Raw genomic sequence first — 18,383 nt, forward strand, 5'->3', positions numbered from 1 at the left:
AAATTTTTTCTTTATAATGATTTGTATGAGGAAAATATTTCGAAACAGGCAGGTGTTTTTTTATGAAAGTTGGAATGATTGGTTTAGGGAAAATGGGATTTAATTTAGCCTTGCAATTGCAGGAGCGAAAATTCGAGGTAGAAGCGTTTGATTTAAATGAAAACGCTATCGAAAAAATTTCTTCAAATGGAATTTCAGCACATCGGTCTATTACTTCTTTAGTACAGGCATTTGAAGATAAGAAAATCTTGTGGATGATGGTGCCGGCAGGAGATGCTACAGAATCCGTTTTTAATCAGCTCCTCGAGGAATGCGGAGAAGGTGACATTATCATTGATGGTGGAAATGCTCACTATAAAGACTCGATCAGGAGAGATGAACTGGCTTCCCAGAAAGGCATTTCTTTTTTTGACTGCGGAACAAGCGGAGGAACAGAAGGTGCACGAAATGGCGCATGCCTGATGGTCGGAGGAGACAAAGAAAGATTTAAAGAAATAGAACGCATTTTTAAAGAGATTTCTGTTGATAACGGCTACTTACATACGGGTCCTGCAGGCAGCGGCCATTATTTAAAAATGGTGCATAACGGTATTGAGTATGGCATGATGCAGGCAATTGCAGAAGGATTTGAAGTACTGGATAAAAGTCCGTTTCCTTATCAGTTTGAAGAAGTAGCTGGCGTATTTAATCATGGATCTGTTATTCGCTCATGGTTGATGGAATTGACACAATCCGCTTTTTCAAAGGATAAAGACTTATCCTCTATCAAAGGGATCATGCATTCATCAGGAGAAGGAAAGTGGACCATTGAAGAAGCATTAAATCTGCAGACAGCTACGCCGATTATTGCTCTTTCTTTAATGATGCGGTACCGGTCACTTGAAACAGATACATTCTCAGGAAAAGTAGTGGCAGCATTGCGAAATGAATTTGGCGGGCATGCCGTAGAAAAAAGCGAATAGGAGGAACGATAAATGGATGGTTCAATATTAATTTTAATTGCAGTTGCAGGAATTTTCTTATTGCTTTATTTAGTAATGGGAGTGAAATTGCACGCCTTTGTAGCGCTGCTGCTGGTCAGCTTACTGGTCGGCGTCGCAGCAGGAATGCCGCTTGGCGATGTTTTATCCTCAGTTGAAGCTGGTATGGGCGGTACTTTAGGATTTGTGGCAGTTGTCGTCGGTCTCGGTGCTATGTTTGGTAGAATGCTTGAGGTTTCAGGCGGAGCAGAAAGACTGGCACAAACACTAATTGGGAAATTCGGTGAAAAAAATTCTCAGTGGGCACTTGGAATTACCGGATTTATTGTAGCAATTCCCGTCTTTTTTGATGTCGGCTTTATCATTCTAGTTCCTATTATTTATGGGCTGGCAAGAAAAACAGGAAAGTCTCTATTATTCTATGGAATTCCACTATTGGCAGGATTGGCCGTAACGCACGCTTACATTCCGCCGACACCTGGCCCGATCGCTGTGGCTTCCATTATTCAGGCAGACCTTGGATGGGTCATTCTGTTTGGTGCGTTGGCTGGTATTCCTTCTATGATTATAGCAGGTCCTATTTTTGGTAAATACATTGCAAATAAAATTCATGTAAATGTGCCGGAATATATGGAAGTGGAAGAACCGGACCCGGACCGTGACTTGCCAAGCTTTGGATTAATTGCATTTTTAGTATTCATCCCTTTAATTTTAATCCTGGCAAATACACTGTCAGGCGTCATGCTTGATGAAGGAAATGCTGTTCGTTCTTTCTTAACGTTTCTTGGTCATCCTTTTGTGGCTTTAACCATTGCAACTCTATTAACGTTTATCCTGCTTGGTACACGACGAGGCTATACACGTGATGAAGTTCAAAGCATTGCCACAAAAGCTCTTGAACCGGCTGGTATTATCATACTTGTAACGGGTGCCGGTGGTGTTTTCAAGCAAATTCTGATTGATTCAGGTGTAGGGGCAGTACTTGGTGAAATGATGGCAAACTCTTCACTTCCTCCAATTTTAATGGCGTTCGCGATTGCGCTGCTGGTTCGGGTTGCACAAGGATCTGCGACTGTAGCTATGGTAACAGCTGCTGGACTGATTTCACCGGTAATTGAAACTGTCGGGTACTCAGGTCCCATTCTTGGGCTTATCGTTATTGCGATTGCTGCGGGTGCAACAGCAGTTTCCCATGTGAATGACTCAGGCTTCTGGCTTGTAAACCGCTATTTTGGTTTGGACGTAAAAGATACGCTTAAAACCTGGACGGTAATGGAAACCATTATCGGGGTAGTAGGCTTCACAGTTGTATTCATTATCAGTCTATTTATATAATAGCAGGAGAAGCAGATTCATAGATTTGAAACTTAAGAGAGCTGACAGATTCTATTTGTCAGCTCTTCCTTATTTGCTCCCTCAGCCGGAAAAAAAGTGAATGGCAGATGACTTGGCCATTCGCTAAAATAGTGTTGATCACATAATTTCTATTGAAGCTTTTGAACAGACAGGAGGATAAGCAAGATGCAGCAAACGCATATGATCGGTGTAGATATCGGCACCACAAGCACCAAAGCGGTGGTATTCACTAAAAAAGGAGAATTTGTCTCAAAAGAAAATATTGAATATCCTCTTTACACCCCTCAGCAGGGAATTGCAGAACAGGACCCGGAGGAAATTTTCTCAGCTGTGCAGCAAGCAATGGGCTTAAGCATTCAAAAAAGCGGTTTAACACCTGATGATATTGCTTTTGTTTCTTTCAGCTCTGCTATGCACAGTTTGATCGCAGTAGATGCATTTGGCATTCCGCTGACTAAATCCATTACGTGGGCAGATAACAGGAGTAATGAGTATACAAAAAAAATTAAAGAAAATAATGGCCATGCCATCTATCTGCGCACGGGAACGCCCATTCATCCAATGTCCCCTCTGTCAAAGCTTGCATGGCTTAATGGAGAGCATCCTGAGCTTTGTGCAAAGACAGCAAAATTTATTTCCATAAAGGAATATGTGTTTTTTAAACTGTTTGGCCGTTATGAAATCGATTACTCTATCGCATCTGCAACCGGATTATTCAACCTTACATCACTTGATTGGGATAAAGAAGCATTAGAAATAGCTGGTGTGACAGCGGATCAATTATCCAAGCCCGTATCTACTACTCATTCCATGTCAGGGTTATCTTCTGAGCATGCACAAAAAATGGGAGTGAATCCTGATACCCCATTTTATCTAGGAGCAAGTGACGGGGTGCTGTCTAATTTAGGCGTAAATGCAATGGACAAAGGTTCCGTTGCCATCACAATCGGGACGAGCGGAGCGATTCGAACGGTAACCGACCGTCCAGTGACCGATCCGAAAGGCCGGATCTTCTGCTATGCTTTAACAGAAGATCACTGGGTCATCGGAGGACCTGTAAATAACGGCGGTATGATTTTCAGATGGCTGCGGGACGAACTCTGTCAGGACATCGTACAGGAATCAGCTGCAAATGGCTCAAATCCTTATGATTCACTAACGAAAATTGCAGACAGCGTTCCGCCGGGTTCCCACGGATTGTTTTTTCATCCTTATATGGCAGGAGAGCGTGCCCCGATTTGGGATGCAAACGCAAGAGGATCTTTCTTCGGATTGGGTTTAAATCATAAAAAAGAAGACATGGTCCGTTCTGTACTCGAAGGAATTTTGTTTAATCTATACAGTGTGCTGCTGGCACTCGAAGAATTGATAGGTGAACCGAAACGCATTCAGGCGACTGGTGGATTTGCCCAGTCGGCTATTTTAAGACAAATGATTGCAGATATCTTTGACCAGGAGGTCGTAGTGCCGGAAAGCTTTGAAAGCTCCTGCTTTGGAGCATGCATCCTCGGTTTATACGCAACCGGTGAGATGAAAAGCCTTGAAGACGTGAGCAATCTTGTAGGTTCCGTTCACACCCACAAGCCAAATCAGGAGGCTGCAGCTACCTACCAAAGAGTGCTTCCAATGTTTATCCGTTTGTCCAGAATGTTTTCGGAAGAATACGAAGAAATTGCTCGTTTACAAAAAGAATTGGAATAAGAAAAAGAGCTTGGGACAAAAGTGTCTCAAGCTCTTTGACCGGTTCGGCTGTGCTTCAGGCTGACGCTTTCCGCAGGGACGGCGCTGAGCCTTTTCAGGGCATTGCCCTGTAAAGTCTCAGCTTGCCGTCATATCCTGCAGGAGTCGCCACCTTCCGCTCCGCTCACCTCATACTTCAAGGCAGATACTGGGTCATTCTCTAAATTTTTAGTTATGTCCCGGCCACTTTTTCTATGAATCATTTATTCAAATGCTATTTTCAGGCGTTTGATGCCTTCTTTAACAAGGTCTCTTGAACAGGCGATATTCATTCGAACATGACCCTGCCCGCCTTCTCCGTATTTCTCACCAGGCTCTAATGCAAGCTTGGCTTTTTTCAGGAGAGCTTCCTGAACCTCTTCATCGCTTTTACCTGAATCGCGAAAGTCCATCCATAACAAATACGTACTGTCAGGCTCCATTAAAGTGACACCTGGGATTTGGGAAACAGCTTCCCGGACAAGCTTCAGGTTTTCCTCCAAATACACCATTAATGATTGAAGCCACTCTTCTCCTTCTTCATACGCGGCTTCCATTGCGGATATACCAAATGTATTGAGTGTGAAAAATCCCTGTTTTGTCTGCTCTGCCTGGATTTTCTCCCTCAATTCTTCATTCTTCGCAATGATGACGGATGCCTGGAGTCCAGCCAAATTAAACGTTTTACTCGGTGCAGCCAGCGTCACAATGTGATCCGCCTGATCTTTTGCAGCTAAAGCGGCAGGGACGTGTTCTGCATGACTGTAAAGCAGATCAGAATGAATTTCATCTGAAATGAGTGTTACCTGATGCTTTCTGCATAGTTCGCTGATCCTCTCCAGTTCATGCCGCGACCAAACCCGTCCTGAAGGATTGTGCGGGCTGCAAAGAAGAAACAAAGTAGAATGACTTATCTTCTGCTCAAAATCCGTCCAGTTTATTTCATAACGGCCTTCTTCTTCCAGTAAGAGCGAGACAGCCAGTTTTCGTTCATTTAATTCAATCATTTGAAAAAATGGAGTGTAAACCGGCGTCAGCGTCAGCACCTGATCACCTGGCTTGCTTAAAGCTCTGATGGCAGTTGATATAGACGGTACAACGCCATTTGAATACATTATCCAATTAGGCTTCACCGTCCATCCATGCTTGCGCTCCATCCATCCGGCGACGGCTTTTCCTGTTGAGTCAGGTACAAAGGTATAGCCGTATGGAGGCAGGTTCAAGCGTGTTTCAAGTCTGTCAAGTACAGCCTGAGGAGGTTTAAAGTCCATATCCGCCACCCACATAGGAAGCAGATCCTCACTGCCAAAAACGGTCTTCAGCATATCCCACTTCACAGAAGAAGTGCCTGCACGATCAATTGGTTGATCAAATAGTTCCACTGAAATCACTTCCTTTTCATTTCTCTCTACTATGGTATGATAGATTCACGCATTTTCAAAATGATTAGGTGGGACATATGATTACTAAAGAGATGAATTTCAAAATAATTGCCCTTTTACAGGAGTGGGATCCTTTTAAAATAGGGGAAGAAGAGTATGAAAGTGAAATTGAGGACGTACTTCAGGCAGTGTACGACCATCACCATCCCACAGACTTAGCAAAACGCATTCAAGCCATATATCAATTCTCATACAACCAATGGATTCCTCTACAGGACTGCACCAAAATTTCCTACAAGCTATTAGCAGTTAAAATGGAAGCTTATGTATAGGGAATGGCTTTTAAGCTGTAAATTAATATAAGGAGAGTTTGGGACAAAAGTGTCTCAAGCTCTAAGACCGGTTCACTTCGCTTCAGGCGGACGCTTTCCGCAGGGACGGCGCTGAGCCCTCCTAAAGGCTTCGCCTTTCGGGGTCTCAGCTTGCCGTCATATCCTGCAGGAGTCGCCACCTTCCGCTCCGCTCACCTACTACTAGTAATAAATATAACCTCATTCTTTAAACTTTTATGAGTTATGTCCTAAGCTCTTTGTCCGGTTCGCTGCGCTTCAGATGGACGCTTTCCGCAGGGACGGCGCTGAGCCTTTTCAGGGCGTTGCCCAGTAAAGACTCAGCTTGCCGTCACATATCCTGCAGGAGTCGCCCACTTTTCGCTCCGCTCACATACTACTAGTAATAAATATATCTTCTTTTTTAAAAATTTTTGAGCCAGCCTCTTTTCCTTCTCTTGATTTTCATCCTATCCAATTAAGTATGATCCGTTTCTTATTGATTCAATAAGGTGAAATTAGCGACTTTAAAAAATCGAGTACAACCCTTTGCAGGATCATACTCGATTCGGGAAATTCATTATATATTTATTTCTATATAATCTCAAAGGACTGCAGAAATATAAATAAAATCGCGAGAGGTGCAAGATATTTTACTGCAAAATACCAGATTGGCATCCACTTCGATCGAACACCGACTCCTTTTTCCAATTCCTCATATACATCTTTTTTGGACAGCTGAAATCCAATAAATAAGCAAACAAGCAGGGCGCCAAGCGGGAGTCCGAAGCTCGCTGTGAAGTAATCTGCAAAGTCAAAAATCAGTTTCCCCATAATGGTTACATCTGTCAATACCCCAAATGACAAGGCACTTGGAATTCCTACTGCAAAAATGATCGTTCCTGCAATCCAGGTATATTTGATTCGCTCACGATCTTTCCCTCTTGAAAAAGAAGCAACCACAATTTCAAGTATAGAGAAAGCGGACGTCAGCGTGGCAAACAGCAGCAAAATCAAAAAGACAAACATAAAAACGCCGCCAAACGCCAGCTCATTAAACACTGCTGGAAGAACCACAAAAACAAGACCAGGTCCTTCACCAGGCTCAAAGCCAAGAGCGAATACGGCTGGGAAAATGACTAGACTTGCCAATATGGAAATCACAATATTTAACGAAGCAACTGATAAAGTTGATCGTCCAAGGTTATCCTGATCGGTTAAATAAGAAGCATACGTGATCATGACAGATACCCCGACACTTAAGGCGAAAAAGGACTGGCCAAGAGCAAGAAGCATCGTTTCAGGTGTGAAGTAGCTCCAGTCAGGGACGAATAGATACGCTACTCCTTCCGCTGCTCCATCGAGCGTTAAAGACCGAATGGCGAGAATGACAAAGATGACAAGAAGAGCCGGCATCATGAAGGTGCTGGCTTTTTCTATTCCATTTTGAATACCGCCTGAAACCACTATAATCGTGATCAGCATGAAGACCGCTTGTGCAACAAGCACTTCAAGAGGGTTAGCAATAATGGAATCAAAAAGTGCTCCGTATTCTGCCTGTGTAAGTCCACTTAAGCCTCCTGTTACACTCCGAACCAAATAAGATAATATCCAGCCGCCAACTACACTGTAAAAGGACAAAATTATGATTGCGATAAACGTGCCTAATATACCGATAATTGGCCAGGGAGTAGAAGGGGCAAGCTTTTGAAATGTACTTATTGCATCTTTTTTCCCTCTTCTGCCAATAACAAATTCAGCAAGCAGGATAGGGCCTGCAATTAAGACGGTGAAAATTATAAAGAACAGCAGAAAGATACTGCCTCCATTAGAACCTGCCATATAAGGAAATTTCCATATTGCCCCAAGACCAATTGCCGAACCGGCTGCCGCCAGAACAAAGCCTAATTTTGATGACCATTGTTGATTGCTCATGTCGTACCTTCTTCCTTTCGTCCAACTATATGATTTGTACATGCTACTATATTTTTGTCGAATTATGAAGGATTATTTTGAAATTTGTCGGAAAATTTCTTGTTTTTCTGCGATCTCTATAACAAATCTGGAAGATTTGGCGATATAATGGCAGGAATAGAGGGGGAATATGCAGAATTAGTAAGAAATAAGGCTGCACATAAATCCTGAGTTAACCTGCTGCATCTACGATAGTATGCCCCTAAAAACGTTTCAGCATAATCCTGCCTGCGGTTACAGTAAAAGTCATTTATGTATGGAGGAGCAGCGTAAAAGAAAGAGTCAGGCCTTACTCTAACGCGTTCAGTTTAATTTCAAGGCAATAGGAAGCCCATTTAAAATAAATAGCGGACCAAATCAATCAAATGATAGTAATCTTTTTTAATGCCTTAACAAGGACAATTGATGAATACGATAGGAGGGGAAATTATGACCAGCAAGAAGAATAATCAAAAAGAAACAGTGAAAATTGAACAATTCCTCCTGCAGATTGGAACTCCTGAAAGCAAAAAAATGAACGGGCTGCGCCATGTATTTAACGGGGAAACACCTGAAGATGAAGCTGCCCTATTCAAAAGCGCGCTGACATACCATAAAGAAAAAGTTGAACCTTATCTGGCTGAGTATAAAGAGGAACAACTCTTTCCTTATCCTGAAGATCAGGAGCTGCACGATAGTATACATAAGCTTCCTTTGCAAGATCGGGCAGTCTGGGTACTGACCTATTTTCATGCGCTGTCGAGCACTTCCATATCCATGATTATTAATGAGAGTGAAGATTCTGTTGTAATAAGGCAGCAGGCAGCAAGAGAAAAGCTGCACACATTATTAACAAACGGTGAAAATGGACTGAGTGAATCTCAGCTTGATAAATCGATAGACTTTTTATTAGGAGCTTATGAAAAGCTGGAATTGCCAGGGGTAATAGAGGATGAAGAGTTACCTGAGCCGGAGGAATTCACAGATAATGTGGCGGAGGAACCTAAACCCGTCTCGCGTTTTAAATGGGCGGGACCGGCGTCCGTCACCCTGATGATTCTTTTAATCGGTCTGGCATTTATGCTGCCCGCTTTCGAGCCGGGGAGCGGATCACAAAATGAGTCAGCGGAAGAAGAGCAGGAAGAAGAGCAAGATGAAGAGCCGGAACTCCCGAGAATTCCTGAAGAAGAAATAAAGGATCTGGAAGAAGCGATCTCTGAAAATTTTAGCTCGCTTGAAAGCAAAACCGGCCTGACGAAAAGGGAATTGAGACAGATTAATTACATTTATCAAACCAGTACTGTTGCAGAAGAAGCCCGAACAATTAACAGCCTGGATGATTATGAAGAACACGAACGGGATTTCGTTGTTAATTTTAGTAATCATAAAGAGTATTTAACATATGAACTGAAAACACCTATGGAATTTGTGGATGAGGAAATTGAGAATATTGGATCACAGGATTATGGACCAGATCCGTTTGCTTTTTCCGATATGCTGGCAGGGACGCTGATTTACCGATCTAAAGGATTTGAGCATGTACGGTAAAAAAATGACGATGCTTCATCGCAATCATGCTAAAGAAAACAATACCGAAGGGGCTCCATCCTCCGCTGATATACCACAGGAAATAAAAAGCCTCCAGGAGAAAATCAGAGATAATGGGTTTGATTATGCCTACCATTCTGAAACGGAGAGCTTTGACGTTTTTTTAGGGGGTCCGGTATTTACTGAAAAGCTTGTACACTTTGACCCAATCTATCAAACTTACTTGAAAGACATGCCAGAGCTTCCATACGTTATAAATCAGCAAATAAGGATGCCTTTGGATAAAGTTCCTGCAGAGCTTTTTAAAATCGAAGAATGGCTTCTGGAAGTCACCGGCGGCGAAGACACAGCTGGAATTCCGTGGATGTTTGATGAGTTAGCACAGGAACATGAAAGGCTGCTTACCGTTTTTATTTATGGAACAGAAGAACAGTCAAACTTTGAAGAGGGCAGATTAAAAGAAGAGGTTCAAACAGTCTGGGAAAATCTCATTCAGCCTGAATACCTGGAAAAGTACGAATCGGCAGCTGCTATTAAAAAAATTTATGATGAACTGGCTGGTGAGGATTTTAAAAAACCGGAAAATTGGAACAGATACAATAATGTGATTGATCTTTCCTATTCTGTACAACCGAATGAACTGTATATGCAGGAGCCGCTGATTCCTCTTAAGGGCGGAGAGTTGTCATTATTTGAAAACTACCAAAGAAGCCAGGACTCATCTATTTTGAAGGAGTTATCTTCCGAGGATATCGCGCTCTTTTATTTGCAGGCGATTGATTCTGCTGACCCGGAAACGGTTTATTCGCTGCTCGCAGACACCCCTGAACGCCCATCAAGGGATGAATTTTTTGAAACCGTAACCCCAAAAACACTAGAAGCTGTCAATGTCAGCGATATCTTATATCAGTTTTCTTATTTTGAAAACGATAACCGAAACAGCATTTTCTTTGAGACAATGAATCATCAAACCTGGATGTTTGATCTGGCTGAAGAGAATGATGTCAAAAAAATTGTATTTAATAAATATGACTTTTACTGAAATGTGAGGAGAGGGTTTGTTGGATTCAACTTATTCAGATGATCAAAATGACCACACTCTATTTGTGAAATGGGCTGAGAAGTTTCTGCCTGAAATAAATCAGTTTTTATTTCAAATGGGTCTGAACAGCACACATAGAAATATTGTTATTAAACGAGCATTTAAGGAAATAAGAAACACATACCTGGATGAACCCCCTGGCAGAAGAAGGGTGCTGCTCTATAAAAAGGCAGCAGTAACCATACAGCAGAACATTGAACATCAAGAACACAATGAATCTGATGAAATTTTTGTACATCTCGAAGACCGCGAGCTTCATGAGCTGCTGCAAAAGCTGCCTGAGGGTCACAGGGCAGCCGTGGTGCTCACTGCTTTTCACAAGATGTCATTAAACGAAATAAGCATTATATTACAAATGCCTGAAGCAGAAACAGAGGGAGCAGTGAAGGAAGGAAAGAAAAAGCTTATTCACAAACTTGAAGAAATGGATGGCGAACGCATCAGCGAAGAAAATCTGGACAAGCTGCTTGGGTTTTTACTGTATTCCTACAACAAAATTCCTTTATCAGTGGACGTAAGTGAATTAGTGGAAGAGCCGGCTGCACATTCTGAGGAAGTAAATCATGTTCCCTTTTATAGGTCAAAATGGGCTCTGTCCCTTTCCGGTCTGCTGATCGCAGGTTTAATCGTTCTCTTTCTTGCACAGCCTTCTTCTGATTCAAGCGTTGAGCCAGAGATGTCATCTGCAGAGAATAATCGTGAAATCGTGTTATCTGTAAAAGACGGAGAAACAATCGACTCGCTTGAGGAATTAGGTGCAGAAGTAGAGGACAGAATGCAGAAGCTGGAAGCAGACCTGGGACTATCGGAAGGAGAATTATACCAAGTAGAATATATTCAGAAAGCCATAAATCAGATACAGGCATTTTTGCAGAGGAATCAATTAGCAGAAGAGGGAGAGCTGAATCCTTTTGAAATACAGGATGCCCTCAATCGTCTCGTTACGCCGCTAACGTATGTGCAGCAAGAGGAGTTTTCATCTAGAGATGAATATGCACTGGCTATTCATTCGGACATGATCACAAAACAGTATCTGGAAATGGCAGAATCGTTAATGGAGCAGTATGACACAGCACTTGAAGAGTATGAATCTGAACTGGAAGGTCTAGGTGATCAGCCGATAGAGGACTTTTCCTTTTCTCCCGAGGCAGCAGCTCTTTTAGATAAAATTGCTCAGAATGGATATGAAACAGTCGTAACCCCTGATCAAAATCAATTTGAACTATCCATTGGCGGAGAGAAGTTCAGTGAGGTTGCTGAATTGCAAATAGGTTCCGGTAAAATTAATAACGCCTATATCGAGTACATACGGATTATGAGAGAGAAGCTTCCTTTCGTTGAAGCAGAACAGCTTCAATTGTCAATGGAGCAGGTGCCTGATGTGTTACTGGAGGCAGAAAGACTGTTAAAAGGGATGATGTACACAGAGCCGTTAGCAGAAGAATTATTAAGTCAGCATGAATTGCTGCTGGAATTTCTGGTCAAAGACTCTGCATCAAATTCGATATTTACTGAAGAGGGAATGCTTATGCCGGATGTGAAAGCGGTATGGGAAACGCTGATTGGAGAGGAAAAACTTCGGACGTATGCCTCTTCAAGATATGTCCATCAATTCTATGCAGAGCTTGAAGAAAATGATTTCAGGAAGCCTCAGGAGTGGCAATCTTTTCAAAGTGAGCAGGGAACTTCGCCTGTTCTTGGCTATATGGTAAATGGACCCGATTCAGGGCTTTTTCCTCTAAACGATGAGTTAAATCAACTGTACAATCAATATCAGGCAGAAAAAGAAAGTACACTTCTAAGCGGACTGACGGAAAAAGAAACCATGCAAATGTATCTTAATGCGATCAGCATCGGGGATTTGGAAACACTTTACTCTCTTTTTGCCGAAACGGAGGACCGCCCTGACCGGGAAGCATTTTTGCGGGAAACCAACCGTGAAAATTTATATAATCAGGACTTAACGGGTGTTGCTGAAATTACGGAAATCGGCAGCAGTGAAGGCATAAAGCAGATGATTATCGTCCTTTCTGATGGTGCACTTTCCTCCAGCCAGAAAGTGATTCCGTTAAAAGAAGAAAACGGCTCCTGGAAGATCGTCTATCAGCAGGGAGATTTTTTGATCACTTCATGAACCTAAAACTACTTTTGATTTATTAAGAGAGTTGTGGTATAATCAATAATTGCGTGAAAACGATAAAAATTATATATAACAGGAGATGTTCCCATGTCTACAAATTTTGAAGCAGGACAAGAGCTTAAAGGTAAAGTAACAGGCATTCAGCCATACGGTGCGTTCGTTGCACTTGACGAAAATACACAAGGATTAGTTCACATTTCTGAAATCACTCATGGCTTTGTAAGCGATGTAAGCGAGCACCTTTCAGTAGGTCAGGAAGTTAACGTGAAAATTCTTTCTGTTGACGAAAAAGCAGGTAAATTCAGCTTGTCAATCCGTGCAACTGAAGAAGCACCTGAAGTGAAGCCGCAGCCGCGCAAAGAACGCCGCTCAGCGCCTTCTAAATCAGTATCTCATACAGAAGATACAACAGGCTTCAACAGCCTAAAGGATAAACTTCAAGACTGGATCGAACAGTCTGACATGAAGCGATAAAAGCCTAAAACAAGCCCTGAAAGAAGGTGATTGCCACCTTCTTTCAGGGCTTGTTTCATTTTAATTCGTTTATATTTAACATGTCAGCTCTGCACCAGCTCAGGCTCCAAATTCTTAATGGCACGGTTTACATACTTTCTGTTTTTAAAAATAAATGCACTCAGGTCATCACGGGATAGTTCTGCTTCTCCTTCATCGCAATAATCCTCTCCCATGCTGTGGGTTGACCATCTTTCATCACCAGGATAATACATTACAGTCCATTTACCGCGTCTTGTGTGATCCTCAAACACAAAGTAAAACTTTTTCCCTGATTCATCATACGTAAAAAGATTCCGAGCTTGATCAATAAAATGTTCTGCGTCTTTTTTTGATCGTATAACTTTCATCTTCATCACCCTCCATTTTTATTTAATCATCCAAACGGCGGATCAGGTAAAAGCAGACTATGGCTAAAAGCGGCACGGAATGATATGTAGGAAAACACTTAAAGTGCTTTTAGACCTGCTCTAGTAACATTTCTAATAAAAAGGTAATCCTTTATTTTTAAATTGTACCAAAATTCAGGCAAATTCCAATCTTTTTCTTTCAAATTTTGTAATGTTTATGAAAGGAGGCTGGGACAAAACGTTAGAAAATATAAAAAATGAAGTAGTATTTATTTCTAGTAGAGTAGAGCGGAAGGCGGAGACTCCTAACAGGAAATGACGGCTGCTTGAGCCATTGCAGAGTATGACCCTGAAAAGGCTTAAGCCCCCGCCCCTGAGAAAAGGATTCATGTGAAGCTAACCGGTCAAAGAGCTTGAGACATGTTGTCTCAGCTCCATTACGGTTGGAAAAATAAAAGGACTATTTTTGCCTGATTAAGTTATTCTTTTTTAAGCGGTATTGAAGATTTTGTCTGCTCATTCCCAAGGCATGAGCAGTTTTTGTGACGTTATAATCATGGTAGTGAAGGGACTTCTGAATATAGTAGGACTCAGCTTCTCTGAGAAATGCATCAAGCGTCTGCATCGGTTTTCCTTCTCTGATCATAAAAGCAGAGGTGTCTAAGGAAGAATCCGGATTTACAGGATCATCAAACTTTAATCTGAAATAATGCGGAAGATGCGAAAACCCGAGCAGACAGTCCTGGCCCATTGCGAAAAGGGAAGCTTCCATTACATGCTCAAGTTCTCTTACATTTCCAGGCCAGTCGTAGGCAGAAAACAATTGAATAACTTCTTCGGAAACACCTGTGATGTTCATTTGGAACCTGAGATTAAAATCGTCCACAAAATACCCGGAAAGTTCCCTAAGATCTTCTTTACGCTGGCGCAGGCTTGGGACAAAGATGGTTACCTCGCTCATGATATAGTATAAATCCTTATCTAAATGACCGGATTGAATGGCATCAATAGGATCAGTGCTTAAAGTAAGGATCGGATAAAAGAGTGGTTTATTAATCGAGCGTGTATTTAATTTCCAATTTGTCAGAAGAGAGGTCAGCTGCTTTTGCAGAGGCAGTTCAAGACTTTCAATATGATCGATAAATAATGTGGATCGATCTCTTTCAAAAGCTTTAGATTCATATTCTTTAAGAATGTCCTTTAGGCGTTCTGATGTTATATTTCTGCAGTCGATAGAGTGAAAGGCGTGTGAGCTGAGACCACGCTCAACATGAATACTTTGAGCAAGACGCTCTTTTCCGCTTCCCGTTTCTCCTATAAGAAGAACCATACTATCTGAGCGGCTTGCTTTTTTTCCTTCGAAAATCATTTCATCAATAAGAAGTGAGGAACCTGTCCAGTGATCGAACGAGGATAGGTCAGAGCCTGCAGAACCTGACTTGATCCGCATTTGCTCATTGGATGATATGTCTCTTGCAATTTCAATTGCTCCGGCCAGTTCCCCGTTGTTCCATATGGGATACGTATTATTAAGCGTTGTAATTTCCCTGCCATGAACATTAAAATACGTTTGTTTAACATTTAAAACCGGCTTTCTTGTAGATAGCACCTGAAGAAGGGTGCTGTTTTCATCCGGATAAAACTTAAAAATATCCAGCAGCCGTTTGTCCAATACATCAAAATCTTCCATGGATTCCATTATGCGCATTTGCTTATTATATAGAATAGTTCTCCCATCGGTATCCACCATATGAATACCCTGCCGGATATGATCAAGAGCCTGTGAGACAAGGCGGAGATCAATCACATTTCCTTTAGGTCCAGGCATTTTGAATAACTTCCTTTCAAATTTAAAAAACAGAATAAACAAAATACTTGAAATATGCAATCATCTTTTGCATTATTATAAAGGTAAGGGTTTTATTAGTGCAAATAATTTTTGCACTTTTCAATCAAAAATACTTTTATGAGTGATATAGGAGGTTTATTATGATTCCGTACAAGCACGAGCCATTTACAGATTTTACTGTTGAGGAAAACAAAAAAGCTTTGCAGGATGGTTTGAAAACGGTTGAGGCGTACCTTGGCCAGGACTACCCGCTTATTATCGGCGGAGAGCGCATTGAAACTGAAGACAAGATTGTTTCGTATAATCCGGGAAACAAAAATGAAGTAGTTGGACGCGTTTCAAAAGCTGATCAGCAGCTTGCCGAAAAAGCGATGCAGGTTGCAGATGAAACATTTAAAACCTGGCGCAAAGTAAAGCCCGAAATCCGCGCTGATATTTTATTCCGTGCAGCTGCGATTGTCCGTAGACGCAAACATGAATTCTCGGCTCTGCTTGTAAAGGAAGCGGGTAAACCGTGGAATGAAGCGGATGCCGACACAGCTGAAGCGATCGATTTTATGGAATATTACGGCCGTGAAATGCTTGCATTGAAAGAAGGCAAAAAAGTGGAAAGCCGCCCGGGTGAATACAACCGCTATGATTACATTCCACTTGGAGTAGGCGTTGTAATTTCTCCTTGGAATTTCGCATTTGCCATTATGGCGGGAACGGCTGTCGCAGCTTTGGTAACCGGAAATACAGTTCTTCTTAAACCGGCATCCACTACACCTGTCGTTGCAGCTAAATTTGTTGAGGTAATGGAAGAAGCAGGCCTTCCTGAAGGCGTATTGAATTATATTCCGGGAAGCGGTAAAGAAGTAGGGGACTACCTGGTAGATCACCCCCGTACGCGCTTTATTTCATTTACAGGTTCTCGTGAAGTAGGGACAAGAATGTATGAGCGTGCAGCAAAAGTGAATGAAGGCCAGACATGGTTAAAGCGTGTCATCGTTGAAATGGGCGGAAAAGATACGATTGTAGTGGATAAAGAAGCGGATCTTGAGCTTGCCGCACAATCAATCGTAAAATCTGCATTCGGCTTCAGCGGTCAGAAATGCTCTGCCTGCTCAAGAGCTGTTGTTCTTGAAGACGTTTACGATCAGGTTCTAGACCGAGTCATTGAGTTGACAAAAGAGCTTTCACTTGGCGAGACGGTTGCGCCTGAAATTTTCATGGGTCCTGTAATTGACCAGGCTGCTTTCGATAAGATCATGAGCTACATTGAAATCGGTAAAGAAGAAGGCCGCTTAGTTGCGGGGGGAGAAGGCGATTCTTCTCAAGGATTCTTTATTAAACCGACTGTATTTGCTGATTTAGATCCTAAATCACGTTTAATGCAGGAAGAAATTTTCGGACCTGTAGTCGGTTTGACAAAAGCAAAGAATTTCGATGAAGCCATTGAAATTGCTAATAACACTGAATATGGACTGACGGGTGCAGTTATTACAAATAACCGCATGAATCAGGAAAAAGCACGGGAAGACTTCCATGTAGGAAATCTTTACTTTAACCGCGGCTGTACAGGTGCGATTGTGGGCTATCAGCCATTTGGCGGATTTGATATGTCGGGAACAGATTCTAAAGCAGGCGGACCTGACTATTTGACTCTTCACATGCAAGCTAAAACAACATCTGAAATGCTGTAAGTAAAATGCCGATCAAAAGAAGATTGAATAGAGCAGTGAAAATGATTTCCCTGTTCAAAGGTAAGGAAATTTCCTCAGCCTTTTCTGTTCGAGAAGATCTTTTGATCGGCTATTTTTATCTATTGCCGCTATGAAGGGGTATAATTATAGTAATCAAAAAATCTGGAGGGATACATATGTCAACATCTACATCGATTATTGAACAAACAGAAAAATTTGGAGCTAATAATTACCATCCACTTCCTATCGTCATTTCACATGCAGAAGGAGTTTGGGTAAAAGATCCGGAAGGAAATAAGTATATGGATATGCTCAGTGCTTACTCCGCTGTTAATCAGGGACACCGCCATCCAAAAATTATTCAGGCGCTTAAAGACCAGGCGGACCGCGTTACGCTGACTTCACGTGCTTTTCACAATGATCAGCTTGCTCCGTGGTATGAATTGATTTGTGAACTTTCAGGGAAAGAAATGGCTTTGCCAATGAATACGGGTGCTGAAGCAGTTGAAACGGCGATCAAGACAGCACGTCGCTGGGCATACGAAGTCAAGGGTGTAAAAGAAAACCAGGCTGAAATTATTGCCTGCAACGGGAACTTTCACGGAAGAACCATGACAGCTGTTTCCCTGTCGTCGGAAAAAGAATACCAGCGTGGCTTTGGGCCGATGCTGCCTGGGATTAATTTAATTCCTTACGGAGATCTTGACGCTCTTAAAGAAGCGATCACTCCAAATACAGCTGCATTTTTAGTGGAGCCGATTCAAGGGGAAGCAGGAATTGTTTTTCCTCCAAAAGGATTCCTCAAAGCAGCACGCGAGCTGTGCAAGGAACATAACGTATTATTTATCGCAGACGAAATTCAGGCAGGTCTTTGCCGCTCAGGAAAAATGTTTGCCTGTGAATGGGAAGACGTTGATCCTGATATGTATATACTCGGGAAAGCGCTTGGCGGAGGAGTATTTCCAATTTCCTGCGTTGTGGCAGACAAAGAAGTATTAGGCGTATTTAACCCGGGATCGCATGGTTCAACTTTTGGCGGGAATCCAATGGCATGTGCAGTGTCAATCGCGTCTCTTGAAGTATTGAAGGATGAAAAACTTGCAGAGCGTTCATTGGAACTGGGTCAGTATTTCATGGACGCTTTAAAGAAAATTGATAATCCGATCATTAAAGAAGTAAGAGGCAGCGGCCTTTTCATTGGGGTTGAGCTGACAGAAGCTGCCCGCAGCTTTTGTGAGGATCTAAAAAAAGAAGGACTTCTTTGCAAAGAAACGCATGAAACGGTCATTCGTTTTGCACCGCCGCTTGTTATTTCTAAAGAAGAGCTTGACTGGGCGATTGAACGCATTGTAAAAGTACTGTCATAATCTAAACTTCTGTCCGGTCCATATTTATTATGTGGACCGGACAAAATCAAAAACAGCATATAAAGCGCTTACAATTTAACAGGTAAGATTGTAAAAGACTTATCGACAAA

The 18,383-nt window shown here is 42.1% G+C and carries 14 protein-coding genes; 10 read left to right on the top strand and 4 right to left on the bottom strand.

Features of this window, described 5'->3' with window-relative positions:
- The first annotated feature begins 62 nt into the window (after positions 1-62).
- From gnd to gntK, 3 genes are all read left to right on the top strand, one after another.
- Complete coding sequence (gene gnd / locus P6709_RS08630) at positions 63-962, top strand: phosphogluconate dehydrogenase (NAD(+)-dependent, decarboxylating) (protein ID WP_278240489.1); 900 nt, start codon at positions 63-65, stop codon at positions 960-962.
- A 12-nt stretch (positions 963-974) separates the two neighbouring features.
- Positions 975-2,315, top strand: coding sequence for a GntT/GntP/DsdX family permease (locus P6709_RS08635; RefSeq protein WP_278240490.1), 1,341 nt, complete (start codon positions 975-977; stop codon positions 2,313-2,315).
- Positions 2,316-2,501: 186 nt separating this feature from the next.
- On the top strand, positions 2,502-4,037 hold the full coding sequence (gntK, locus tag P6709_RS08640) for a gluconokinase (RefSeq protein WP_278240491.1): 1,536 nt from the start codon (positions 2,502-2,504) through the stop codon (positions 4,035-4,037).
- Between the two features lie 242 nt (positions 4,038-4,279).
- Here gntK and P6709_RS08645 read toward each other — a convergent pair whose 3' ends face one another.
- Positions 4,280-5,437, bottom strand: coding sequence for a MalY/PatB family protein (locus tag P6709_RS08645; protein ID WP_278240492.1), 1,158 nt, complete (start codon positions 5,435-5,437; stop codon positions 4,280-4,282).
- 77 nt (positions 5,438-5,514) lie between these two features.
- On the opposite strand from P6709_RS08645, the gene P6709_RS08650 reads away from it, so the two are divergent.
- Entirely contained in the window at positions 5,515-5,769 is a 255-nt protein-coding gene (locus tag P6709_RS08650) for a DUF1871 family protein (RefSeq protein ID WP_278240493.1), read from the top strand.
- A gap of 591 nt (positions 5,770-6,360) precedes the next feature.
- Here P6709_RS08650 and P6709_RS08655 read toward each other — a convergent pair.
- Entirely contained in the window at positions 6,361-7,701 is a 1,341-nt protein-coding gene (locus tag P6709_RS08655; protein WP_278240494.1) for a sodium-dependent transporter, read from the bottom strand.
- 468 nt (positions 7,702-8,169) lie between these two features.
- On the opposite strand from P6709_RS08655, the gene P6709_RS08660 reads away from it, so the two are divergent.
- The 4 genes from P6709_RS08660 (at position 8,170) to yugI (ending at position 12,983) form a co-directional block, all read left to right on the top strand.
- Positions 8,170-9,267 (top strand): hypothetical protein, encoded by a 1,098-nt coding sequence (locus P6709_RS08660; RefSeq protein WP_278240495.1) that lies wholly within the window; start codon positions 8,170-8,172, stop codon positions 9,265-9,267.
- Positions 9,257-10,309 (top strand): hypothetical protein, encoded by a 1,053-nt coding sequence (locus tag P6709_RS08665; protein ID WP_278240496.1) that lies wholly within the window; start codon positions 9,257-9,259, stop codon positions 10,307-10,309. Before P6709_RS08660 ends, P6709_RS08665 begins: the two co-directional genes overlap by 11 nt.
- A 19-nt stretch (positions 10,310-10,328) precedes the next feature.
- Positions 10,329-12,503, top strand: a complete 2,175-nt coding sequence (locus P6709_RS08670; RefSeq protein WP_278240497.1) for an RNA polymerase sigma factor — start codon at positions 10,329-10,331, stop codon at positions 12,501-12,503.
- Positions 12,504-12,596: 93 nt separating this feature from the next.
- Positions 12,597-12,983: a S1 domain-containing post-transcriptional regulator GSP13 gene (yugI, locus tag P6709_RS08675; RefSeq protein WP_041060628.1), complete on the top strand. Its 387-nt coding sequence runs from the start codon at positions 12,597-12,599 to the stop codon at positions 12,981-12,983.
- Between the two features lie 83 nt (positions 12,984-13,066).
- On the opposite strand, the gene P6709_RS08680 is transcribed toward yugI, so the two are convergent.
- Entirely contained in the window at positions 13,067-13,372 is a 306-nt protein-coding gene (locus P6709_RS08680) for a hypothetical protein (protein ID WP_278240498.1), read from the bottom strand.
- 460 nt (positions 13,373-13,832) lie between these two features.
- On the bottom strand, positions 13,833-15,200 hold the full coding sequence (locus P6709_RS08685; protein ID WP_278240499.1) for a sigma 54-interacting transcriptional regulator: 1,368 nt from the start codon (positions 15,198-15,200) through the stop codon (positions 13,833-13,835).
- Positions 15,201-15,358: 158 nt separating this feature from the next.
- Between P6709_RS08685 and pruA the strand changes: the two genes are divergently transcribed.
- Positions 15,359-16,906, top strand: a complete 1,548-nt coding sequence (pruA, locus tag P6709_RS08690) for an L-glutamate gamma-semialdehyde dehydrogenase (RefSeq protein WP_278240538.1) — start codon at positions 15,359-15,361, stop codon at positions 16,904-16,906.
- A 176-nt stretch (positions 16,907-17,082) separates the two neighbouring features.
- Complete coding sequence (locus P6709_RS08695) at positions 17,083-18,273, top strand: ornithine--oxo-acid transaminase (protein ID WP_278240500.1); 1,191 nt, start codon at positions 17,083-17,085, stop codon at positions 18,271-18,273.
- Positions 18,274-18,383 lie beyond the last annotated feature (110 nt).

The sequence above is a fragment of the Jeotgalibacillus sp. ET6 genome (assembly GCF_029667115.1).
GTDB lineage: Bacteria > Bacillota > Bacilli > Bacillales > Jeotgalibacillaceae > Jeotgalibacillus.